Origin of the sequence: Streptomyces rhizosphaerihabitans, assembly GCF_025399795.1 — a bacterium.
Taxonomy (GTDB): domain Bacteria; phylum Actinomycetota; class Actinomycetes; order Streptomycetales; family Streptomycetaceae; genus Streptomyces; species Streptomyces rhizosphaerihabitans.
The window spans coordinates 1-23,138 of sequence record NZ_JAODTZ010000086.1 but is presented as its reverse complement, the minus strand read 5'-3'; the positions used below and the strand labels follow the sequence as shown (position 1 = coordinate 23,138).

Genomic DNA, 23,138 nt, shown 5'->3' with positions numbered 1-23,138 from the left:
GACTGCCCACACCTCAGAACGCCAGAAGAGGACAGGCGTCGACCGCACGGATCGGGCCGGGACCCGCGGGGCTGGGGGTCGTCGGCCGCCGAGACTTTAGACAGCTCCCATGGGGCGAGCCTCGAAGAACAGGGGGCCGATCGGGCTATTGCGGGCAGCTCCAAGGACTGCCCGATCCGCTGGCGAGCGTAAGGCCCCCTGTTCACTCGCCCCATGACAGCTACCGCCCAAAGTCTCTGCGGCCGACAACGTGCCCACGCGCGCCATTCACCAGCGAAAAGGCGCCTCATGCCGCACCACCGTCGCCGACCGCGACCCCCTCCAGGAGCCCGGTGAGCCGATCCACCGCATCCAGCCGGCCCGCCACCCGTACAACAGCGCGCCCGCACTCGTCCGTCGACGCGACGGCCCGCACCTGCGACAGCTCGAACCCCGCACCGAGCAACGCCCGGTTCAGCCCGTCCGCAGCCTCCCGCGCCGCACGCCAGCCCGCGACGTAGTCGACACCCGACACCCACAGACCGCACTCCGCGCCGTCGATGTCGAGACCATCACTCAGCCAGTCCTCGCCCGAGCCAGTCACCTTGCCCACCTCTGCCCTGATCTAGGTAATGGTTCGTCAACTTCCTTTGGTCCAGGGCAGAACGCAGAGCAACGGCCCCGGTACCATCAGGCACCGGGGACCGCTGCGTCCCCTCCCGGACCACCCCAGTTGCTGTCCAGGCGCGGGGGTGGTCCGGTCTCGGTATGAGGTTGTGAAGCGCGGCCTCCTAGGAGCCGGGTGGGGAACCCGGAGAATCAATCCCAGGAGACCGCGCCCCGTTGGCCAGAGACATAGCTCCGGCCCCGAGCCGCCGCCCGCTCCCGATCGCCAGGGAGTAACGAGGGACCGACGGCCCGGAGATCGTCAAAACTTGCCGTCCCCTGGGTCGCCGTCGAGGTCGAACCGACACCACACGGTCTTGCCGCCCGGATCCCCAGCCGTCCACCAGACCGCCGCCGCCAAACGCTGAACGATCAGTAGTCCCCGGCCGCTGTCCGGTAACACCGCTTCCGCCAACTCGCCCATGAGGCGGGGAGAGAACGTGTCTCCCTGCGGCATCAGAGGCGGTGTCGAGTCTTCGTCCGTGACCCCGATGAACAGCCACTTCGGCCACAACTTGAAGGTGACGTCGATACGCCGATTCTCACCGGGATGAGCAAGGCACCGGTCCGGCACCGCATGGTTCAGCACGTTGCCGACGAGCTCCGAGACGATCAGCCGGGCATCATCAACGGCAGTGTCCGCGCCAGCGCCTTGAAGGAACGTGGCGGTCATGTTGCGAGCAACGCGGAGCGTGTCGGGAAACTCGGCGAAGAGCGTCAGAGTCAAGAAGTGCCCGGCCGAGGACGGATCGGGCGCCGCGTACCAGTGAGCGAAGGCATCCAGTTCGCTCACCACGTGTTTGCGCTGCGCCGCTTTTCTCGCATCCATGCCACAAGCCACCGTCTCTGGTCACGTCCGCCGGGGCGTTCCCGGTAGGGTGGACAGAGGATGCATCTCCTGTACCTGTCGTCGCTCCCCCCTCTTGGGGACCCCCCTCGTGGGTACACTCGCAGAACGGACACAGAGTCAACATCAGGTCAGGTCAGTCACAATGGGGAAGTGAAATGACCGAAGCTGCTCCGACGCCGGCCGCATTGCCGCCGCACGTGCTGGAACGTGCGGATGTACGTTCAGCGATCGCCAGTCACGACTTCGGCGAGGTCTTCAGACTCGCCCGACTGCACGGCAAGGTCAGCTACGCCAAGATCGCCGAGGCGATCGGCTACAAGCGCGAGCACATCGGCAAGATGGCCCGGCCGGAGACCGACGGCAAGGGCGCTCGACCACGGATCACGCAGCATCGCAAGATCCTCGAAGTGGTGGATGGACTGCGCATTCCAGGCCATCTTGCGGGACTGGCTCCACGCCCGTGGGAGCTGGAGCGAGGGACGAGCATCTTAGTTCCGGATGACCCAAGCACCCTGCTTGCCCAGGGTGGTGCGGGGCTGTGGGACGTCGCAGAGGTATTACGGCGGACCGAGATGTCCAACATCAACAGTGCGGCCCTTGAGTCGATCGAGCAGGGCATCGACCAGTTGGCCCGCGCCTATCCGTACGCGGACGCCGACTACCTCCACGAGCGCACCCGGAACGGCTTGCAGTACGTCACGAAGCAGCTTGAAGGCCGGATGACGCTACGTCAGCACCGCGAACTCCTCGTGGACGCCGGATGGCTCTTCCTGCTAAACGCGTGCGTTCAGTACGACCGCGGGCAGCGAGAGGCCGCCAACCTCAGCAAAGCCGCAGCGCTCCGAATCGGCGACGAAGCCGGACACGGCGAGATCAAGGCGTGGGCGTGGGAGATCGAGGCCTGGTTCGCTCTCACCCAGAGCCGTTGGACGGACATGCTCGACGCCGTGGAAGCCGGCCACTCCGCGGACCAGTCACATTCCGTCGGCGTACAGCTCTACGCACACAAGGCGCGCGCCGCCGCCCGTATGGGAGACGCCCGGCTTGTCCGCAACTCCCTAGACGCCGGACGCGCGAGGCTGGATCGACTGCCCCGCCCGGATCACCCCGAACACCACTTCATCATCGACCCGGACAAGTGGGACTTCTACGAGATGGACGCATACCGTCTACTCGGAGACGACGAGCGCGCTGCCGCCCATGCCCGGTCAGTGATCCGCATCAGCACGGGGCCCGGCGGGACCGAGATCTCCCCCATGCGCGCCGCAGAGGCCCGCCTCACGCTCGGAGTCGCCGCCGCCCGCACCGGGGACATAGAGGAGGCCGTAGGCATGGGCACCACAGCCCTTGCAGCCGATCGGAGATCTCTCCCCTCCCTGCTTTTAGTCGCCAACGAGCTCGATAAGGAACTCCGCTCCCGCTACCCGCGCGAGCTTGCCACTCGCGACTTCCACGAACGGATCTTGACCATCACGCGAGGCGCAGTCACGCCCGAGCTTCCATTCTGAAAATTCCTACCCTTTTTGCTGGGCACCACTGACGCCGAGGATCGGTGCCCAGCAAAGCGCTGAAGGTTGCATAGATTGGCATCCATCGCGCGAATACCCTCGTCGCTCCCGCGACAGCTCCACCTGAAACGCTCGCCACTGCCCACGCCTGCTTGTTTTGTGGATCGACTTGAGCTCCGCGACACAGGCGCCGGACCGCAGCAGGGCGGCCACCGGCTCGCGGAACCGGTCTGGTAGTGGTCGACGAACGGGATGAGCGGATGATAACCGAAGATCATCTTCCAGGCCGCCGTGGCGTCCTGCTTCTCGGAGTACGCGAGAACCAGCACCCCGTCGATGTCCACAGTCACCTGCCCGTCGGCAGCCGGACTGCTCTCACCGGCCAGTTCCCAGACCCGTGTCCGCACTTCGGAGCGTGGGCCCGGACCGCCGCAAGGGACTTCGGGTCGGACGCGGCGAGAGCGTCGATCAGACGGGAGACCGTCTGATCGGAGGCCACCAAGTCGAACATATTCGGCTCAGCCGACAACATGCCGACGTCGGCCAGGCAGTCCCCGCCGAGTGCGACGGCCAGGGCCATGTCCCGCAGGATCTTGCCCGGGTCGTGCACGGCCCGGGGCTTGCGCCACGACATCAGCCCAACCACAGCGGCTGCACGCCGACAAGCTACGATCTCCCTGACCTGTGGCGATGGTTCTATTGCGGCGAACTGAGCCCAACGCTGTGCCACAAGCCGCCTGCGATGGCAGTCATAGGGGTGGAGTGCGCCACGCGCACGGGCACGTACCGGTTGTTGTTGCTGGTGCCATCTCCCAATGCCCCATTTAGGTTTCCTCCCCAGGCCCAGACACTGCCGTCTCCTTTGAGCGCCAAGTTGTGTACCTGGCCAGCGGCGATAGCAACTACACCATTGAGGCCCGGCACCTGCTGTGGTGTGAGTTGATCGGCGGTGCCGCCGTCCCCCAACTGCCCCAGGTCGTTGTTGCCCCAGGCCCACACGCTGCCGCCTTCTACCAGTGCGAGACTGTGGACACCACCGCCAGAGACAGCGACCACCTTGCTCAGGCCGCTGACTTGTACGGGCGATAGTCGGTGATCTTTGTCGCCTGTGCCCAACTGTCCCCTATCGTTCCAGCCCCAAGCCCACACAGCGCCGTCACTGTGAATGGCCAGACTGTGGTCGGATCCAGCGGCAATGGCGACCATCGATGACTTGTCTACAACCACCGGATCCTTATGCCACAGGGAGAGCGGGTCCGGGGAAGCGAGGTCCTGGTCAAAGACTGCCTGGTTTCCCAATAGTCCCCCTTCGTTGTGGCCCCAGGCCAGGACGCGGCCGGATTGCGTGAGTGCAAGGCTGTGTCTGACGCCAGCGGCAACGGCGATCCCCGTGTGTGGGCCAGTCGGTACCTGTACGGGCGCGGCCTGCATATCGACAGTGGGAAACCCCTGCCCTACCTGTGCGTGCTCATTTTCGCCCCATGCCCACACGCTGCCGTCCTCGCGGACGGCCAGACTGTGGCCGTATCCGACAGCCACGGCTACAACCCCGTTCAAGCTTTTTACTTGACGTGGTGTCAAGCGATCGGTAGTCGTGCCGTCCCCCAACTGGCCTTTGCCGTTGTAGCCCCAGGCCCACACAGTGCCGTCGGGCTTGAGTGCCAGACTGTGCCCGGCGCCTGCGCAGACGGCGGACATCGTGCCGAAGGCTGGCTGCTCGGGAGGAGCCGCCACCGGCACTGGGCGGTCTCGCTCGGTTTTGGTGCCATCTCCTAGCTGGCCCACGGTGTTATCGCCCCAGGCCCATGCGTCCCCCAGCCCCAGGAGCTCTCGTTTTCGGCAGTTCCCCAAGGTCATGACAACGATGACACCGCCGTCGGCGTGAATCGGGTTGCCATTATCGTCCGTCTTTTCTGCGACTCCCTGGACAACTGCGACCCCCGCCTCGGTATAGACCGGGTCGATGATGTTCTTCCAGTGGAGGGGGCTAATTTTCCAACTGAACGCTTGTCCGGGGTATCCCACGACAACTGCATAGGGTGCAGTATTCTTATTGGCTGGCCCCGTGTAGTAGGCATCGTACGCAACCTCGCCCACAGTGGGCTGATCGTTCCCCGGGCAGTAGCCTGCCGCCCTGATGCGGTCCGCAGGGTGTGTTCCCGTCTCGGGATTGACGTGATCTACTTCGCCCCCTTTTGCCGGCCACCACTGGATTTTTGCTGCTGCTTCGGCGTGCCCGCGCGCGGCATCTCGCAGTTTCGGGTTGAGGGTCAACCGTGGACGGTAAATGCCGTCGCTTTGCTGAGCCAGGGCGCGTTGCTGATTGACCAAGCAGACGACGGCCGCCTCTGCATCGGTCTGCGACTGGTTCTTGGCTGGTGTGTCTTGGCCAGGACAAGCCATGAAAATACCCGTTCGTTGAATGTGGGTCATTTGCATTACATAGCCGACCTGGCCATGGTGACCTATTCTTTGTGAAAGTGCCTGCCTGGCGACAATCGTGTACTCCGTCCGAGGGCATCATGACCGCGGCGGTGTTCCGGTGCGAGTGCAAGGTCGACCAGTGATCGCACTGGGCTGCCCGTGCACAGCAACACGCGGCACAGTGAACCTTTTCGACCTGCCGCCAACGCGGAGAGGTACAGGGTGAGGACAGCCTTGACAAGGTCGGTGATGCGGGGCGGTCAACGATTGATGGACGAACCCCGGCTTACCCCGGACCGACCCCGACCGTAAGTAGGTCTCATGACGCGGAACGAGGCCAGGGCGCAAGGGACGACCTCATCCAACCCCCTGACCAGGGGAACTATTACTGCATCAGCAAGGCTTGACTGACATGCAGCACGGCGCGGTGGACGGCGCCCACGACCTCGCCCGTGTGATCGCGAACATCGACACGCTCGTGGCCAGGGCCCGCGCCGAGGCGGTGCCGGTTATCTGGGTGCAGCACTCCGACGATCAGATGAAGCGGGGTAGCGACTCCTGGCAGTACGTGCCGGAGCTGGTCCGCCGGGACGCGGAGCCCGTGGTCCACAAGAACTACGCCGACTCCTTCGAGGCCACCGACCTGGAGGACCTGCTCGCCGAGCGCGCCGTCGGCCATGTTCTGGTCACCGGCGCCCAGACCGACGTCTGTGTCCGTTCCACCCTCCACGGCGCCTTCACCCGCGGGTACGACGTCACCCTGGTCGGCGACGCCCACACCACGGAGGACCTCACCGCGTACGGCGCCCCCATCCCGGCCGAGGTCGTCGCCCACACCAACCTGTACTGGAAGTGGCAGACCGCGCCCGGCCGGCGCGGGGACACCGTCGAGACGGCGAAGGTGAGCTTCGCGGCGAGAGCCGCGGACGCGGACTAGAACCGGTCGGCCGTGAACGGCGAGGCCGGCACGTGCAGAGGCGGGGCCGGCACGTGCAGAGGCGGGGCCGGCTGCTTTCCGCAGAACTCCGCCTCGACCACCGCTTCGCTGTCCCCCGTCCAGTCGCCGTTGAAGTTGAAGGCGAGGGAGTGACGGCCGTCCGCCGTGCTGACGGCCACGGAGGACGAGCCGTGGATGCCGCCGTCGTGGCCCCAGACCTGGACGCCGCAGCTCAGCCTCTGCTCCAGGAGGCCGAGGCCGTAGCGCATGGTCGGGACGCCGTCGATCCCGACCGTCGTCCGCATCTCCTTGAGCTGCTCGCGCGGCAGGAGCCTGCCCCGCAGGAGGGCCGTGTAGAAGCGGTTCAGGTCGGCGCTGTCGGAGATCATCTCCCCTGCGGAGGACGCCATGGAGGGGTTCAGGGTCGTGACGTCGTACGTCATTCCCGTCGTCGTCGCGGCCAGCTTGGAGTACGCCCTGCTGCTGGGCCGCGGAACCGTCACCCTGGTGCCGGGGACCGAAGTGGCGTGCAGGCCGAGGGGTTTGATGATCCGGTCGCGGATCTGCGAGGCGTAGGAACGGCCGGTGACCTTCTCGATCACCATGCCGGCCAGGACGTAGTTCGTGTTCGAGTAGTTCCAGGACGTGCCCGGTGCGAAGTCCGGCTTGTGGGACAGGGCGACGGCGACGAGCTGCTCGGGGGTCATCGTGTCGTAGCGGTGCCGGAGGAATCCGTCCTTGAGGAAGTGCGTGCCGATGAAGTCTTCGTCGGTCGTGTAGTTGAAGATCCCGCTGGTGTGGTTGAGGAGTTGGCGGACGGTGATCCCGGTGCCGTCGTAGCCGTTGCCCCGCACCACGCCGGGCAGCCAGGTGTCCACAGTGTCGTCCAGTGACAGCCGTCCCTCCGCCTCCAGTTGGAGCAGGACGGTGGAGACGAAGGTCTTGGTGATGCTGCCGACGCGGTAGCGGTCGGCCGTGGAGCGCGGTGCGCCGGTCCGCAGGTCGCCCACCCCCGCCGTGGCGGACCATGCGCCGTGCCGGTCCACGGCCGTCGCCGTCGCACCCGGCACACCGTCCCGCACGGCCGCCTCCATGGCCTGCCGGGTCGGCGCGTGGTCGCCTCTCGCGGGCACCGCCGCCGCGGGTCCCGCCAGCGTCACCGCGACCGCCGCGGCGGTCGCCCCCACCAGTCCCGTACGTACCCTCATGTCTTCCCCATCCCACTGTCGGACTCGGTCAACGGGACGGACACGAGGGCACATCGACGGGTTGCCCGGACGGCGTGGGTTGAGCCGTTTTCAGCCCTTCTTCAGGATCAGCTCGGTGTTGCGGTCGCGCGAGGTGCCCGCCAGGTCGGTGCGGGAGCCGGGCGCGTTGTAGGAGAGCTCGCGGTAGAGCGCCGCGAGGCCCGTCTGGGTGAGGTCGGAGAAGTCCGTGGCGTGCGGGGCCGCGGACTCGATGAGCGTGGTGAACAGCGAGAGCGTGCCGTCCTTGTTGTCCACCAGCTCGACGACACGGGCGAGTTGGGGGAAGTCGACGTGGGAAGCGGTGGAGATCTCCCAGAAGGAGTTGTTGCCGGTGCCGGCGTGCGGAATGATCTCGTTCTCGTGCGTGTGGCCGTTCACCCAGGCCAGGGTGTTGCTGAATCCGGCGAGGAGGGCGACGACCTCGTCCCCGCCGTGCCGCTTCTCGGCCGCGTGGGCGGGGTCGGCCTGGGTGTTGCGCATCGTCTTGCTGGTGTGGTGGCTGAAGACGACGACGTACGAGTCCTTGTTCTCGCTCAGCGTCTTCTCCAGCCAGCGCAGCTGCGCCGTGCCGATCGAGCCCTCGAAGTGGCCGCCGGGGTCGGTGGTGTCCAGGCTGACGCCGATGACGTCCTCGGCGATGCGGAACGTGTAGTACTGGGTCCCCGCGGACAGGTTCGCGGAGGAGTAGCCGTGGCCGATCGGACCCGGTCCGGTGTGCGCCGGGTCGAGGTGCGCCTTGAGGTACTCGGCGGGCGTGAACGGAGCGCGCCTCTCGTCGGGCGTGACCGAGCGCATCTGCCGGGTGTGCGCCTTGAGCAGGTCGTGGAACTCGGCGCCCTTCGGACTGCGGGCGTACTTGATGGACGCGAGGAGCGCGTTGCTCTCCGCCGCACCCAGTGACATCAGCTTCTTGCCGCCGACGGCGAACTCGGTGAGGTACGAGTCGCCGCGCGATCCGTAGACGCCGAGCGGGAGAGCGTCGTGGTTGCCGACGGTGGAGTACCAGGGCAGGCTCAGGCCGGGGCTGCGCAGCTCGCGGATCGCGGCCTCCAGGAAGCCCTTGATGTGCGGGAAGCCGACCTGCTTGTCGGCGTCGCGCAGGGTGGCGTCGGGCTGCCAGTAGGTCTTCAGGCCACTGGCCTGGACACCTTCGTAGTGCCGCGGGTCACCGCTGTTCGGGGTGATGCGGCCACCGCTCATGACCTTCAGGAACCAGTCCAGTTCCGTCTTGGAGTTGTTGTCGGTGTTGTCGCCCGTCGTCATGACGAAGTGCAGCGGAGAGCCGGTGACGGGGGCTCCGTGAAGGGAGTTGACGCGCTCGACCAGCGAGACCGCGCCCGCGACGGTCAGCGCCTCCTGCGGGCGCCAGGCGTTCCTTTTCCCGGAGCGCAGATACTCCACACGCATCGGGTGCTGGACGTCGGTCAGATGCAGGTCGGTGAGCTGTACGAACGCGGCGAGCGCGGTGCGCCGGTCCTCGCGGCCCGTCTTGCCCGCGGCCAGCTCGTCGCGCACGACCCGCTTCCAGCCGGCGCCGTTCCCGAGCCGGCGGTACCCGGGGATGCCGAAGCGGGGAGCGGCGACGTTGCTCAGTGTCGTGCCCCGGGTGTACGGGGCGAGCTCGGCCGGTGTCTTCCGAGTGACCGCGGCCGACTGCTCCGTGGCGTGGGCGACGGAGTCGGCCACGGGTGCCTGGCCCGGCGTCGCGGCGTGCGCCGGAGCCTCCGGGCGCAGGGCGAGACCGATCCCCGCGGAGAGGGACACCGCTCCGGCGGCGGCCAGCAGGGTACGGCGGTCGAGGGCGGGTACGGTGGCGACAGAGCGTATGCGCGGCATGGCGCGGTCTCCCCGAGTGCGAATGCGTCGGCAGTGGCCGCGGAGCGCTCGACTCGCGAACTCCCCGCTCATACTGGATCGTTGGCACTGGGGATGACCTGCGCGTTAACTGGGCGGCAACGGGCGACACCGATCACCGTACGTCGATCTTGGCGCACCCTGGGCGTCCATGGAGTCCTGTCCGAACAGCCGGTGGGTGGTCACTCCGTGTTCATCTTGCGGGGTAGGGGAGGTGATTCCGGGGCTCTCGCCCGCCCGTTCACGGATTCGCCGGTGAGTACGCGGGCGCGGACCAGCGCAGCGGGCTGGCGCCGGGAGTCTCGACGGCTTCGGTGAGGATGAACCGGACGGTCCGTTCGCCGTCGGGGGCGAACTCCGTGCGGGCCGTGCCGGTCAGCTGGAGCACCGCTCCCGATGTCCAGTCCAGGAAGAGCAGACCGGCGCGCGGGTCGGCCGCGAGGTTGCCGAGGGACAGGAACATGGAGTTTCCGGGGTAGTCGCGCCAGCTCAGTTCGCCGGGCGTATCGACGTGTACGAAGCCGGGGTTGCCGCCGCGATGGCTCGCGTCGGCGCCGTTCGCGTGGACCGTGGCGAGGAAGAAGGTGTCGGCGGCCTCGACGAACTGCCGCTGGGAGGCAGTGAGTTCCCTGCCGCGCCGGGGAACTCCCGCCGCGCGGTCCGCCACTGTCTCGTACGTCTCCCGCTTCTGGAGGTACTTGGGGCAGTTGGCGAAGACCCGGTCGGCCTCGACCGCGAAGCCGCGCGGGGTCGGCCGGACCCGGCCACCCAGGCGCATACGGCGACGGGTGCGCGGGTCGAGTGCGATGGTGCCGACAAGGGTGCCCGGGGTGGCGAGCGCGGCCGTGAGCGGATCACCGGCGGGGAGTCCGCCCACGACCGAGAGCTGGTGGGGCCCGGTGGCGCGCAGGAATCCGGGCCTCCCGGTGAGCAGCGAGACCCACACGTCACCACCGCCCGGGGCCGCCCCGCCCTCGGAGCCGACGCCTCTCCCCGGCTCCGCCCCGGTCTCCACGCCCTTCCCCGACTCCACGCCGCTCTCCACGCCCCTCCCCAACTCCGCCCCGGTCTCCGCGTGGCTCCCCGGCTCCGCGCCGTTCTCCGGGGCACGGCCGCCCGCTCCCGCACCCCTCCCCGGCTCCGCGCCGCTCTCCGCACCCCGCCCTGAGGCACCGCCGCCCGCTCCCGCGCCGCTCTCCGGGGCCACCGCGCCGACGACGAGCATCGGCTGGAGTTCGAGGAAGGCGGCGGCCACCGGGCGGATGCCCCGGCCGACGGCCCTGCCCATGTGATCGGCGAGATCGCGGACGCCGACGCGGTCCTGGATCGCCCGCGAGCCCGAGTGATACGTCATGACCGCTCCCCAGTACCGGAAGAAGAGTGCTAGAAGAAGCCGCAGGTCGGCGCGGACGCGTTCGGCGCCGGCGCCTCCTCGGCGCCGCTCGCCGCGAAGATCTCCAGACGGCTGCCGTCCGGGTCGTGGAAGAAGATGCCGCCCGAGGCCGCGCCCTCGCGGTGGGCGACCACACCCTCGTACGCGAACGTCACGCCGTAGGCGCGCAGGGCGGTCTCGTACTCCCTGACCCGCTCGACGGAGTCGACTTCGAGGGCGACGTGGTGCAGGCCCGCCAGGCCGGCGTCGTACGCGCCGCGCGCCTGCTGCCAGAGCGTGAGCACCGGACGGCCGTCCCCGGACAGAGAGCCGAGGAACGCGTACCGCCGCTCCCCGCCGTCGCCCTCCTTGCCCTCGCCGAGCACCCCGAAGCCCAGGACGTCGCGGTAGAAGGCGAGCGAGCGGTCGAGGTCCGTGACGTTCAGGCCGATGTGGCCGGTGCGCAGTGTCATGGCAGTCCCTTTCCGACGATGGCCACCCCCAGGGAGAGACCGACCAGGCCTAACTCTTGTCATTGATGTTAAAGGTTAGACTTGAGGCCGTCAACCAGTGACCTACCCTTGAGCGGTTAGCAGCGAAGGGAGACCCACCCATGTCCACCAGCCCCGACCCCCGCCCCCTCACCGGCGAGCCGGTCTCGCTCGACCTGCTCAACACGCGCTGGATCCAGGAGGGCGTGGTGCGGGACCTGCTGACCGGCACCGAGGGCCTCGCGGTGTGGCTGGCGGGCAACGGACTCGACTTCCCGGCCGACGACACCGTCCTGCGACACACGCTCGAAGCCCGCGACGCCCTGCGCGCCGTGATCGACACACCCCACGGACAGGGCGACGGCAGGCGGAGCGGGACCGCGGACGGTGACGAGCCCGGCGGGACCGCCGACAGCGACGGGCCGGTGAGCCCCGGCCCCCGAATCGCGGCAGAAGCCGCCGCCCGCGTCGACGCCGTACTCGGGCACGGGCGCGTCCGGCTGACGCTGACCGCTCAAGGGCCGGGCGGGACGCCCGAGTTCGACGATCCCTCCTGGGGGCCGGCCTGGCTCGCCGCCCGCAACTACCTGGAGCTGCTGGACACCGCCCCGGACCGCATCCGGCGCTGCGCCCACGACGCGTGCATCCTGCACTTCTTCGACACCTCGCGGAACGGCACCCGCCGCTGGTGCTCGATGGCCGCCTGCGGTAACCGCGCGAAAGCATCCCGCCACTACGCGCGCACAAAAGAGAGCTGAATCGACAAAGCGAGACATCCAAGCCGTCCTGGATATCCCCTCATAGCAGGTCATCACCGGCATGACGTATGGCGGAAGTACGCCATGGCTCTATCCCGCCACGGTCAACTCTCCCCAAACAACTGCCCCTTGGGTAAAGCTGAGCGGTCATCCGGGTTCACATTCCGGACTGATGCGACCGGTCCCGCAAGAACAGCCGGAACCGGCCGTTCCACGCTCGTTCCTTTACCTCCAAGGGATGCAGATGACCTCCGACCCTCAGCGCGCCCCCATATCCGGCGCGAGACGCGTGGCCCGCCTGGCCATGGCAGCGGGCCTGGTGGCCGCGCTCTCCGCGGCCGGGCCGATACCCATGGCCTTCTCCGCGGACGCGGGCGCGCCCACGGCCGACCCCGGCACCAAGTCCGCCGCCGCCAAACTCGGTTCGACCGACGCCGACCTCCTCACCGAGGCCAAGGCCAACGGCGACAAGAACGTCACCATGATGATCGCGACGGCTCCGGGCCAGACCGAGCAGGTCGCCAAGGAGCTGGACGCGGTCAAGGGCGGCTCGGTGGGCCGCAGTTACGACAAGCTCGGCTACGTCCGTGCCACCGTCCCGACGAGCCGGGCCGACTCTGCCATCGCCGCCGCCGCGAAGCTGCCCTCGGTGCACGGGATCGACCTGCGCCAGGAGATCGCGCTGGACGACCCGACGCCGAGCGCCGACACCGCCAAGAGGGGCAACAACGCCTCCACGGCTGCCACTTACCCGGGACCCGGCAAGAACACCCCCGCCGAGAACCCGTACAACCCGTCCTTCGAGACGGGTGCCGTCGACTTCGTCAAGGATCACCCGAAGGCGGACGGCCGGGGCGTCACCATCGGCATCCTGGACTCCGGTGTCGACCTGGGCCACCCCGCGCTGCAGAAGACCACCACCGGCGAGCGCAAGATCGTCGACTGGGTCACCTCGACCGACCCGATCCTCGACAGCGACGCGACCTGGCGCCCGATGATCACCCCCGTGGCCGGACCCACCTTCACGTACAGCGGCAAGACGTGGACGGCGTCGGCGGGATCGTACGAGATCAGCACGTTCCGGGAGTCGGCGACGGCGGGCGGCGACGCCGCGGGCGACGCGAACCGCGACGGTGACACCACCGACGCGTGGGGCGTGCTCTACGACCCGGCGGCCGGCACGGTCACCGTCGACCTGAACAACAACAACGACTTCACCGACGACACACCGATGAAGCCGTACAAGGACGGCTACCAGATCGGCTACTTCGGTACCGACAACCCGGCGACGGACGTCGTCGAGCGGCAGCCGTTCGTCGTCGAGATCCGCAAGGACGTGCCGATGGACCCCTACGGCGGGTCCTGGATCGGCAAGAAGGCCGACTTCGTCAACATCGGCGTCATCGAGGCCGAGCACGGCACCCACGTCGCGGGCATCACCGCCGCGAACGGCCTGTTCGGCGGCAGGATGAGCGGTGCCGCGCCCGGCGCGAAGATCGTCTCCTCGCGCGCCTGCACCTGGACCGGCGGCTGCACCAACGTCGCGCTGACCGAGGGCATGATCGACCTCGTCGCCAACCGCGGTGTGGACATCGTCAACATGTCCATCGGCGGTCTGCCCGCGCTCAACGACGGCAACAACGCGCGCTCCGAGCTCTACACGCGCCTCATCGACACCTACGGCGTCCAGCTGGTGATCTCCGCGGGCAACTCCGGCCCCGGCGCGAACACCATCGGCGACCCGGGCCTGGCCGACAAGGTCATCTCGGTCGGCGCGACCATCTCCAAGGAGACCTGGGCCGCCAACTACGGCTCGCAGGTGGAGAAGAAGTACGCGATGCTGCCCTTCTCCTCGCGCGGCCCGCGCGAGGACGGCGGCTTCACGCCGACGCTGAGCGCGCCCGGCGCCTCCATCAACTCCACCCAGACCTGGATGCCGGGATCCCCGGTCGCCGAGGCGGGCTACACCCTTCCGGCCGGCTACTCGATGCTCCAGGGCACCTCGATGGCGTCCCCGCAGGCCGCGGGCGCCTCGGCGCTGCTGCTGAGCGCGGCGAAGCAGAAGGGCATCGCCCTCACCCCGGCCGGCCTGCGCACCGCGCTGACGTCGACCGCCGACCACATCAAGGGCGTTCAGGCGTACGAGGAGGGTGCGGGCCTCATCAACATCGGTGACGCCTGGGACGCCATCAAGGACGGCGCCACCGCCCACGACTACACCGTGAAGGCGCCGGTCGACACCGCGATCGACTACGCGCTGAAGACACCGGGCTTCGGCACCGGCCTGTACGACCGCGAGGGCGGTCTCAAGGCGGGCGAGCGCAAGACGTACGACATCACCGTCACGCGTACGTCGGGCGAGGACCGGCCGATCCGGCACGAGCTGTACTTCGAGAACAACGCCTCCGGCACCTTCCGGATCGTCGGCTCGGACGAGGTGAAGCTCCCGCTGAACCAGCCGGTGACCGTCAAGGTCCAGGCCGCGCCGAAGTCGGCCGGCCTCAAGAGCGCGATCCTCGAGGTCGACGACCCGCGGACCGAGGGCGTCGACAAGCAGATCCTGTCGACCGTCGTGGTCTCGGCTCCCCTCAAGTACACCTACGCCGCGTCGAGTTCGGTGCAGCGCAACAGCACCGCGTCGTACTTCGTCACGGTCCCCGAGGGCGCCAAGTCCCTGGAGGTCGCGATCGGCGGGCTGAAGGACAAGAGCCAGACCCGGTTCATCGCGATCCACCCGTACGGCGTTCCGGTCGACAACACCAGCACCCCGTACTGCTACAACAACTACCTCGACGGCAACGGCTGCAAGCCCGACGTGCGTTCGTACGCGGACCCGCAGCCCGGCGTCTGGGAGATCGAGGTCGAGGCGCGCCGTACGTCGCCGCTGCTCGACAACCCGTACAAGCTCGATGTCGCCGTGCTCGGCGCGGCCTTCGACCCGGCCGTCGTGACCGTCCCCGAGGCCAAGGTCGGCACCCCGGCCACCGCCTCCTGGAAGGTGACGAACAACTTCGCCGCGCTCGACGGCAAGCTGAAGGGCGGCCCGCTCGGTTCCTCGAAGAACGCGCGGCCGACCATCACCGAGGGCGCGACGCAGACCACCACCGTCGAGGTGCCCGCGGGCGCCGCGTCGCTCGACGTGGCCATCGGCAATGTCTCGGACAACGCCGCCGACCTCGACCTGACGGTGTACAACGCCGCCGGGACCGTCGTCGGGCAGTCCGCGGACGGCGACTCGGAGGAGGCCGTCTCCATCGCCTCCCCCGCCGCCGGGACGTACACCATCGAGGTCGCGGGCTACTCGGTCCCGTCGGGTTCGACCGCGTACGACTACCGGGACGTGTTCTTCTCGACCGCGCTCGGCACGGTCTCGGTCGACGACTCGACCCCGGTGAAGCTCGCCACCGGCGCCTCGGCCACGGTGTCCGGCTCGGTCACGGCCGCCGCGGCGGCACCCGAGGGACGCGAGTTCTTCGGTCAGGTCCAGCTGGTGAACGCGCGCGGCACGGTCGCGGGCCTCGGCAGTGTGAAGATCGAGAAGGTCACGCCGTAACGGTGTGACCGCCGGCCGCGCGAGCGGTCCGGGTGAACGGGGCGGGCGTCCGGAATGGACGCCCGCCCTTTCGCGTGCCGTCCCTCTCGTATGCCGGACGTTCGCGTGCCGTCCCTCTCGTATGCCGGACGTTCGCGCGCCGTCGTCTCGCGCGCCGTCGTCTCGCGCGCCGTTGTCTCGCGTGCCGTCCTGCCCGTTGCCGCACGCCACCGCGCACCCGTCACAGCCCGCGCATCAGCGCCCGCGCATCAACGCTCGCACTCCATGCCCTGGGACTCGGGCAGCGCCTTGACGATCCAGGACCGGTCGCGGGCGATGTCCTTCTCTCCCGTGGTCCAGATGTCGGGCGTCTCGGCGTGCCGCTGGATGCCGACCAGTACCTCGTCACCCCGGTGCAGCCCCGGACCGGCGTTCCTGTCCATCAGGAAGGAGACCTCCTTCTCGCCCTTGGCCGGCTTGTAGTAGTGGTACACGTCAAGGGTGATCCGGTCCTGTCCGGTGCCGGGGACCTGAAGCACCTCGGTGACCTTGCCCTCCGCGATGAGCCGGGCGCAGGCGATGTAGCCGGGGGCGCTGAAGGAGCCGGCGCTGGGGCGGTCCGCCGCCTTGGAGTCGGCGGAGTCCGTGACGCCCGCTCCGCCCCCGCCGTGCGCGACCAGCCAGCCCATCCCGACGACCAGCGTGGCCACCGCGGCCGCCGCCAGGGTGCCGACGGCGAGGGCACCGGGATGCCGGGAGCGCTTCTTCGGGACGCCCCCCGGACGCCCGCCCCCGGAGGTCCGTGCCCCCTGGGCCTGCTGGTGTTTCCCGGACTTCTTGAACCTCTGGAGCTTCTTGGACTTCTTGGGCTCCTTGGGCTTCTGGGCCGCACGGGCCGACTCGGCCGCCCTTCCCTGGTCCGCCAGCGCGTCGCCGATGATGACCAACTGCTCGCGGAGCACATCCACGTCCGCGGCGGCCGACCGGTGCTCGGCCATGAACACGATGTCGTCGCGAGCGCCTTCGGGCAGTGCGGCGTCCGTGATCGCGGCCAACAACGCGTCCACGCCTTCGTACTCGGCCACGTCACACCACCTCGTCCTCGTGCAGGCGGGCGCGCAGCGCGCGGACCGCCGTGTGCAGCCTGCTCTTGACCGTGCCCTCGGGTATGCCGAGTTCGTCGGCGATGTCGCGCACGGGCAGGTCGGTGTAGAACCGCAGGACGAGGACCTGGCGCTGGGCGTCGGGCAGTTCGTCCAGGCCCTGGGCGACGGCCAGCGAGAGCACACTGGACTCCTCGTCGGAGGGCTGCTCCAACTGCCTCAGCGAGGCGAGGCGTTCACCCAGCCGCTCCTGCCGGCGCTTGGCCCGGTGCCAGTCCATCGCGAGGTTCGAGGCGACGACCGCCGCCCAGGCCGACACATCACGCGGGGCCTCGTCCCCCTTGGCGGCCCGCTCCAGCAACCGCAGCCGGACCTGCTGTACCCCGTCCGGCAGGTCCGCCTGCGGTACGCCGCCGAGCGCGAGCACCGCCCGCACCCGGCGTTCCTGAGCCGCGTCCAGGGGATCGTCCACCCCCGGCGCCCGACGTGGCTTTCTGCGCAGCACAGCCACTTCTCCCCTCCCGCGTCTCCCCCTACGACGCCGGTGCCGGCCAAAACGTTCGGCCCGGTTCGAGTCGTACGTCACACCGGGCCCGAATCCATCACGGCGCCCACACCGTACGGCTTGCGGTCCCGCTCTGTCGCCGGGCGATTTCTTCGTACCCGGAGGCCGGGCCGCCGCAGGATCGGGCTCCGTGGCGCGCCTCCCGGCGTCCCACACCTTGAGCGGCTCGGCGAAAGGATTGGACACGCGGACCCGGGTCAGACGCATGATGGAAGCGCTGGACCACGTAGAACGCACGTCAAGGGAGTCGCCGTGAGGGTCGGAATCGTCGGAGCCACCGGTATGGTCGGCACAGCCATGCGCAAGATCCTCGTCGAGCGGGACTTCCCGGCCGAGGAACTGCGTCTGTTCGCCTCGGCCCGTTCGGCCGGGACGGTCGTCGACGGGGTCACGGTGGAGGACGCCTCCACGGCGGACTACTCGGGCCTGGACATCGTGCTGTTCTCGGCGGGCGGGGCCACCTCCAAGGCGCTGGCCGAGAAGGTCGCCTCCCAGGGCGCGGTCGTGATCGACAACTCCTCCGCCTGGCGCAGGGACCCCGAGGTACCGCTCGTCGTCTCCGAGGTGAACCCGCACGCGATCGCCGACCGCCCCAAGGGCATCATCGCCAACCCGAACTGCACGACGATGGCCGCGATGCCGGTCCTGAAGCCGCTGCACGAGGAGGCGGGCCTGGAGGCGCTGGTCGTCGCCACCTACCAGGCGGTGTCCGGCTCGGGCGTCGCCGGTGTGGCGGAACTGCACGGACAGGCCCTGAAGGTCGTCGGCGACGCCGACCGGCTGACCCACGACGGCGAGGCGGTCGACTTCCCCGAGCCGCAGGTCTACAAGCGGCCCATCGCCTTCAACGTGCTCCCCCTCGCGGGTTCGATCGTCGACGACGGTCTGAACGAGACCGACGAGGAGCAGAAGCTCCGCAACGAGTCCCGCAAGATCCTGGAGATCCCCGCCCTCAAGGTCTCCGGCACCTGCGTCCGTGTCCCGGTCTTCTCCGGCCACTCCCTCCAGGTGAACGCCCGCTTCGCCCGCCCGCTCTCCGCCGAGCGCGCCACCGAGCTGCTCGCGGGCGCCCCGGGTGTCGTCCTCTCCGACATCCCGACCCCCCTCCAGGCCGCCGGCAAGGACGCCTCGTACGTCGGCCGCATCCGGCCGGACGAGACCGTCGAGCACGGCCTCGCGCTGTTCGTCTCCAGCGACAACCTCCGCAAGGGCGCCGCGCTGAACGCGGTCCAGATCGCGGAGCTGGTGGCGGCCGAGCTCAAGGGCTGACACCCGGATCCACCGCGCGTCCGAGGGGGCGGGGCACCGGTCGGTGCTCCGCCCCCTCGGTTTTCCGCGGGTGCGGCGCTTCCGCGGCGCCCCGGGGGACGCGAGGGATACCGTCACGTCGTAACCGCGTGACGTACCCGCGTGACGAAAGCCCGGAGGTCCCCGTGGTCGTCGATGCCGTGTGCCGCAGTTGCGGAAAAGCGCTGCCCGAGCGGGCCGGACGCACGGGGCGCAGCTCGGTGTACTGCTCCGCGGCCTGCCGGCAGAAGGCGTACCGGGACCGCCGGACGGCACCGGCCGACACCGTGCGCGGACTGATCGAGGAGGTCGGGCGGCAGGTCGAGGCGCTGGTGCCGCAGCCGCCGTCCGTCTTCTATTCCGGCGTGAGCGAACTGGCCTCCTCGGTCGGACGGCTGCGCCGCATCGCCCGGGTCGCCCGGGACACCGCGAGGGACGGTTCCGTCACCCGCACCGCCGTGACGAAAGCATCTGGCGCACCGGCTCCCGCCGGAAACGCGGCCACCGGGGACTCCGCCGCGGCCGACGAAGCAGCCACGCGGGACACCGCCGCGCCGCACACCGCCGTCCCGCGGGCCCCCGCCGGCCAGAACCCCTCCCCCGCGCCGGATTCCGTCACGCGTGACTCCGTGACGTACGGGTCCTCGACGCCCGGCTCCGTGACCCACGAGGCCGTGACCCACGAGCCCGCGACCGACGACTCCGTGACGCGGCGCTCCGCTGCGCACGGCTCGCTCGGTGAAAGCGACTTCGCCGCGCTCGTCGAGCCGTACCGGCGTGAGCTGCGCGTGCACTGCTACCGCATGTCGGGCTCGTACGACGACGCGGAGGACCTCGTCCAGGAGACGTTCCTGCGGGCCTGGCGGGCGCGGGAGGGCTACGCGGGGCGGGCGAGCCTGCGGACCTGGCTGTACCGGATCGCCACCAACACCTGTCTGGACTTCCAGCGGCGCACCGCCCGCCGTCCCCGGCTTTACGAGCCGGTGCCCGGCATGAACCACGGCACGGGCGAGCCCCCGGCCCGCATCACGTGGCTCCAGCCGTACCCCGACGAGGACCTGCCCTCGACCGAGGAGCAGCCCGACGCGCGTGCCGTCTCCCGGGAGACCCTGGAGCTCGTCTTCCTGGCCGCCATCCAGCATCTGCCGGCCCGCCAGCGCGCCGTCCTGGTCCTGCGCGATGTTCTCGGATTGTCCGCCGCCGAGACCGCCGAGGCCCTGGAGATGACGCCGGCCTCGGTCAACAGCGCCCTGCAGCGCGCCCGGCCCACCCTGCGCGACCGCCTGCCCGCCCGCCGCACCGAGTGGACCGCCGAGGCGGACGCCCGCGAGCGGGAGATCCTCGGGCGCTACATGGCCGCCGCCGAACGTCTCGACCTCGACGCGTTCACCGGCCTGCTCAGCGAGGACATCCGGCTCACCATGCCGCCGAACCCGTTCTGGTTCGTCGGCCGCGCCGCGATCACCGAGTTCCTGCGGATCAGCCTCGACCCCGCGTCCCCGCTGTTCCTCGGCCACTGGCGGCACCTTCCCGCCCGCGCCAACGGCCACATCGCGGCCGGAGGCTATGTGCGACGCCCGGGTACGACGGTGTACCGCGCCCAGGTCCTCGACGTACTGCGCGTCGAGGGCGACCGCATCGTGGAGATCACCTCGTTCGAGCCCCACCTGTTCCCGGCGTTCGGACTGCCGCTGCGGCTCCCCGCCGACCGATGACGCCGGCCGATGACGCCGGCCGATGAATCGGACCGATGAGGCCGACCGATGAGTCGCGGCGGCCCTGTACGTCTGCATGACCGACACGTACAGCCGAACCCCCTCAGGAGAGATCACCATGCTGCTCACCGACAAGACCGCGGTCGTCTACGGCGCCGGCGGATCCATCGGCGGTGCCGTCGCCCGTACCTTCGCCCGTGAAGGTGCCCGCGTGCACCTGGTGGGACGTACGGCCGAGACGCTGGACGCGGTGGCGAAGGACATCGAGGCGGCGGGCGGGCACGCCGAGACCGCGGTGCTCGACGCCCTGGACGAGACGGCGGTCGACGCGCACATCGGATCCCTGGACGCCGTCGACATCTCCTTCAACCTCGTCACGCGCGGCGATGTGCAGGGCGTTCCCCTGGTCGACATGCCGGTCGAGGACTTCGTGCGACCCGTCGAGACCGGCATCCGCACCACGTTCATCACCGCCCGAGCCGCCGCCCGGCGCATGGCCGAGGCGGGCTCCGGCGTGGTGCTCACGCTCAACAGCGGCTCCGCGCACGGCAGTCCGATGATGGGCGGCACCGGACCCGCGGACGCGGCGATCGACACGCTGGTGCGGAACCTGGCGGCGGAACTGGGGCCGCGCGGCCTGCGGGTCGTGGGTCTGTGGGCGGCCGGGGTGCCCGAGACGCTGACCCGGGAGAAGCTCCTCGCGGTCGACAGCGCCATGGACCTCGACGAAGCGGCCCTCCAGGGGCTGCTCGCGAACCTCGCGGGGATGCGCATGACCCGCCGCAACCCCACCCTGGCCGAGATCGCCGCCACCGCCGCCTTCCTCGCCTCCGACCTGGCGGGCGGCATCACCGGCACGTTCGTCAACGTCACGGGCGGGATGGTCCCCCACTGAGGCAGGGGACCACGGCCCACGACAGCGGGCGGGACACCGAACCGGTGTCCCGCCCGCTGTTCCGGACGCCGACACGAATGCCGGCGCCCGGATGCCCGCTCACCCGGGTGAGGGGACTACGCGGTGGCCGCCTGCGCGTCCGCCGCCTGGGCCTTCAGGGCTCGCTCGACGCCCGAGCGGGACTCCGAGACGAGTCGTCGCAGGGCGGCGTTGGGCTCGGCCGAGAGCAGCCACGCGTCCGTCTTGGCGAGGGTCTCCTCGGCGACCTGGATGCCCGGGTAGAGACCGGTCGCGATCTGCTGCGCGATCTCGTGCGAACGGGCGTCCCAGATCTCCTTGACCACGGTGAAGTACTCGTCCGTGTAAGGGGCGAGCAGCTCACGCTGGTCGGTCTGGACGAAGCCCGCGATGACCGCTTCCTGCACGGCGTTCGGGAGCTTGTCCGACTCGACGACCGAGGCCCACGCCTCCGCCTTCGCCTCCTCGGTGGGACGGGCCGCCCGGGCGGTGGCCGCGTGCCGCTCACCGGCGGCCGTCTTGTCACGCTCGTACTCGGCGGCGATCTCCGTCTCGTCGAAGCGGCCGACGGTCGCGAGCCGCTGCACGAACGCCCAGCGCAGCTCGGTGTCGACGGCGAGGCCCTCGATGGTCTCGCGGCCTTCGAGCAGCGCCTCCAGGAGGTCGAGCTGCTCCGGCGTGCGCGCGGCCGCCGCGAAGGCGCGCGCCCAGGCCAGCTGGTGGTCGCCGCCGGCCTCGGCCGCGTGCAGGTGGGCGAGCGTCGCGTCCGTCCAGCGGGTCAGCAGCGCCTCGCGCGCGGTCGGGTCGGCGTACAGCTCGATGGCGAGCTTCACCTGCCGTTGCAGCGACTGCACGACACCGATGTCGGACTCCTTGCCGATGCCGGACAGCACCAGCGCCAGGTAGTCGCGGGTGGCGAGCTCGGCGTCGCGGGTCATGTCCCAGGCCGAGGCCCAGCACAGGGCGCGCGGGAGGGAGGACTCGAAGTCGCCCAGGTGCTCGGTGACGAAGGCCAGCGAGTCCTCGTCGAGGCGGACCTTGGCGTACGACAGGTCGTCGTCGTTGAGCAGGATCACGTCGGGACGGCGCCTGCCGACGAGCTCCGGTACGGCGGTCAGCTCCCCGTCCACGTCCAGCTCGATGCGCTCGTCGCGCACCAGCTTGCCGCTGCCGCCCTCGGCGCCGTCGAAGTCGTACAGGCCGACCGCGATGCGGTGCGGGCGCAGCGTCGGCTCGCCCTGGGCGCCGGCGGGCAGGGCCGGGGCCTCCTGGCGGATGGCGAAGGAGGTGATGACACCGTCGGCGTCGGTCTCGATCTCCGGACGCAGGATGTTGATCCCGGCGGTCTGGAGCCACTTCTGCGACCAGGTCCCGAGGTCGCGTCCGGAGGTCTCCTCCAGGGCGCCGAGCAGGTCGGACAGGCGGGTGTTCCCGAAGGCGTGGGCCTTGAAGTAGGCCTGGACGCCGCTGAAGAACTCGTCCATGCCGACGTAGGCGACGAGCTGCTTCAGTACGCTCGCGCCCTTCGCGTATGTGATGCCGTCGAAGTTGACGAGCACGTCGTCGAGGTCGCGGATCTCGGCCATGATCGGGTGGGTGGAGGGCAGCTGGTCCTGTCGGTACGCCCACGTCTTCATGGAGTTGGCGAACGTGGTCCAGGAGTGCGGCCACCGGCTGTCGGGGTGGTAGGCCTGGCAGGCGATGGAGGTGTAGGTGGCGAACGACTCGTTCAGCCAGAGGTCGTTCCACCACTCCATCGTCACGAGGTCGCCGAACCACATGTGGGCCAGCTCGTGCAGGATCGTCTCGGCGCGCAGCTCGTACGCGGCGTCGGTGACCTTGGAGCGGAAGACGTACTGGTCGCGGATGGTGACCGCGCCCGCGTTCTCCATCGCGCCCGCGTTGAACTCGGGCACGAACAGCTGGTCGTACTTCTC

Annotated in this window: 17 protein-coding genes and 1 pseudogene; 7 read left to right on the top strand and 11 right to left on the bottom strand. The window is 69.5% G+C overall.

Features of this window, described 5'->3' with window-relative positions:
• Window positions 1-286: 286 nt before the first annotated feature.
• Window positions 287-583, bottom strand: a complete 297-nt coding sequence (locus tag N4G66_RS42585) for a hypothetical protein (RefSeq protein WP_261709697.1) — start codon at window positions 581-583, stop codon at window positions 287-289.
• A 324-nt stretch (window positions 584-907) separates the two neighbouring features.
• Window positions 908-1,474: an ATP-binding protein gene (locus N4G66_RS42580; RefSeq protein ID WP_261709696.1), complete on the bottom strand. Its 567-nt coding sequence runs from the start codon at window positions 1,472-1,474 to the stop codon at window positions 908-910.
• 176 nt (window positions 1,475-1,650) lie between these two features.
• Here N4G66_RS42580 and N4G66_RS42575 point away from each other — a divergent pair, with 176 nt between their 5' ends.
• Window positions 1,651-3,003, top strand: coding sequence for a tetratricopeptide repeat protein (locus N4G66_RS42575; protein ID WP_261709695.1), 1,353 nt, complete (start codon window positions 1,651-1,653; stop codon window positions 3,001-3,003).
• Between the two features lie 150 nt (window positions 3,004-3,153).
• Here the strand turns inward: N4G66_RS42575 and N4G66_RS42570 are convergent.
• Window positions 3,154-3,640: pseudogene (locus N4G66_RS42570) on the bottom strand (transposase); the annotation flags it as partial.
• A 59-nt stretch (window positions 3,641-3,699) separates the two neighbouring features.
• Entirely contained in the window at window positions 3,700-5,436 is a 1,737-nt protein-coding gene (locus N4G66_RS42565) for an RCC1 domain-containing protein (RefSeq protein ID WP_261709694.1), read from the bottom strand.
• Window positions 5,437-5,839: 403 nt separating this feature from the next.
• Between N4G66_RS42565 and N4G66_RS42560 the strand changes: the two genes are divergently transcribed.
• The gene (locus tag N4G66_RS42560) at window positions 5,840-6,364 is read left to right on the top strand and encodes an isochorismatase family protein (protein WP_261709700.1); all 525 of its coding nucleotides are present in this window, start codon (window positions 5,840-5,842) and stop codon (window positions 6,362-6,364) included.
• Here N4G66_RS42560 and N4G66_RS42555 read toward each other — a convergent pair.
• The 4 genes from N4G66_RS42555 to N4G66_RS42540 form a co-directional block, all read right to left on the bottom strand.
• Complete coding sequence (locus tag N4G66_RS42555; protein ID WP_261709693.1) at window positions 6,361-7,572, bottom strand: serine hydrolase domain-containing protein; 1,212 nt, start codon at window positions 7,570-7,572, stop codon at window positions 6,361-6,363. The two genes, N4G66_RS42560 and N4G66_RS42555, sit on opposite strands and share 4 nt — an antisense overlap.
• Window positions 7,573-7,662: 90 nt before the next feature.
• A complete protein-coding gene (locus N4G66_RS42550; RefSeq protein WP_261709692.1) occupies window positions 7,663-9,447 on the bottom strand; it encodes a TIGR03767 family metallophosphoesterase in 1,785 nt (594 codons plus the stop codon).
• Between the two features lie 259 nt (window positions 9,448-9,706).
• Complete coding sequence (locus N4G66_RS42545) at window positions 9,707-10,819, bottom strand: pyridoxamine 5'-phosphate oxidase family protein (protein ID WP_315903760.1); 1,113 nt, start codon at window positions 10,817-10,819, stop codon at window positions 9,707-9,709.
• 29 nt (window positions 10,820-10,848) lie between these two features.
• Window positions 10,849-11,310 (bottom strand): VOC family protein, encoded by a 462-nt coding sequence (locus N4G66_RS42540; RefSeq protein ID WP_261709691.1) that lies wholly within the window; start codon window positions 11,308-11,310, stop codon window positions 10,849-10,851.
• Window positions 11,311-11,450: 140 nt separating this feature from the next.
• Between N4G66_RS42540 and N4G66_RS42535 the strand changes: the two genes are divergently transcribed.
• Together N4G66_RS42535 and N4G66_RS42530 are read left to right on the top strand one after the other, a co-directional pair.
• A complete protein-coding gene (locus tag N4G66_RS42535) occupies window positions 11,451-12,086 on the top strand; it encodes a CGNR zinc finger domain-containing protein (protein ID WP_261709690.1) in 636 nt (211 codons plus the stop codon).
• Between the two features lie 244 nt (window positions 12,087-12,330).
• On the top strand, window positions 12,331-15,639 hold the full coding sequence (locus tag N4G66_RS42530; RefSeq protein ID WP_261709689.1) for a S8 family serine peptidase: 3,309 nt from the start codon (window positions 12,331-12,333) through the stop codon (window positions 15,637-15,639).
• Between the two features lie 248 nt (window positions 15,640-15,887).
• Here the strand turns inward: N4G66_RS42530 and N4G66_RS42525 are convergent, their stop codons facing one another.
• Together N4G66_RS42525 and N4G66_RS42520 are read right to left on the bottom strand one after the other, a co-directional pair.
• A complete protein-coding gene (locus tag N4G66_RS42525; protein WP_261709688.1) occupies window positions 15,888-16,703 on the bottom strand; it encodes a hypothetical protein in 816 nt (271 codons plus the stop codon).
• Window position 16,704: 1 nt separating this feature from the next.
• Entirely contained in the window at window positions 16,705-17,232 is a 528-nt protein-coding gene (locus N4G66_RS42520; RefSeq protein WP_261709687.1) for an RNA polymerase sigma factor, read from the bottom strand.
• Between the two features lie 306 nt (window positions 17,233-17,538).
• Between N4G66_RS42520 and N4G66_RS42515 the strand changes: the two genes are divergently transcribed.
• The 3 genes from N4G66_RS42515 to N4G66_RS42505 all read left to right on the top strand — a co-directional run bounded on the left by N4G66_RS42515 (window position 17,539) and on the right by N4G66_RS42505 (window position 21,183).
• On the top strand, window positions 17,539-18,555 hold the full coding sequence (locus N4G66_RS42515) for an aspartate-semialdehyde dehydrogenase (protein WP_261709686.1): 1,017 nt from the start codon (window positions 17,539-17,541) through the stop codon (window positions 18,553-18,555).
• Between the two features lie 239 nt (window positions 18,556-18,794).
• The gene (locus tag N4G66_RS42510; RefSeq protein ID WP_261709698.1) at window positions 18,795-20,288 is read left to right on the top strand and encodes an RNA polymerase subunit sigma-70; all 1,494 of its coding nucleotides are present in this window, start codon (window positions 18,795-18,797) and stop codon (window positions 20,286-20,288) included.
• A 118-nt stretch (window positions 20,289-20,406) separates the two neighbouring features.
• On the top strand, window positions 20,407-21,183 hold the full coding sequence (locus N4G66_RS42505; protein ID WP_261709685.1) for an SDR family NAD(P)-dependent oxidoreductase: 777 nt from the start codon (window positions 20,407-20,409) through the stop codon (window positions 21,181-21,183).
• 116 nt (window positions 21,184-21,299) lie between these two features.
• Here N4G66_RS42505 and pepN read toward each other — a convergent pair.
• Window positions 21,300-23,138: aminopeptidase N (gene pepN / locus N4G66_RS42500; protein WP_261709684.1), on the bottom strand; the 1,839-nt coding region annotated here is incomplete at its 5' end.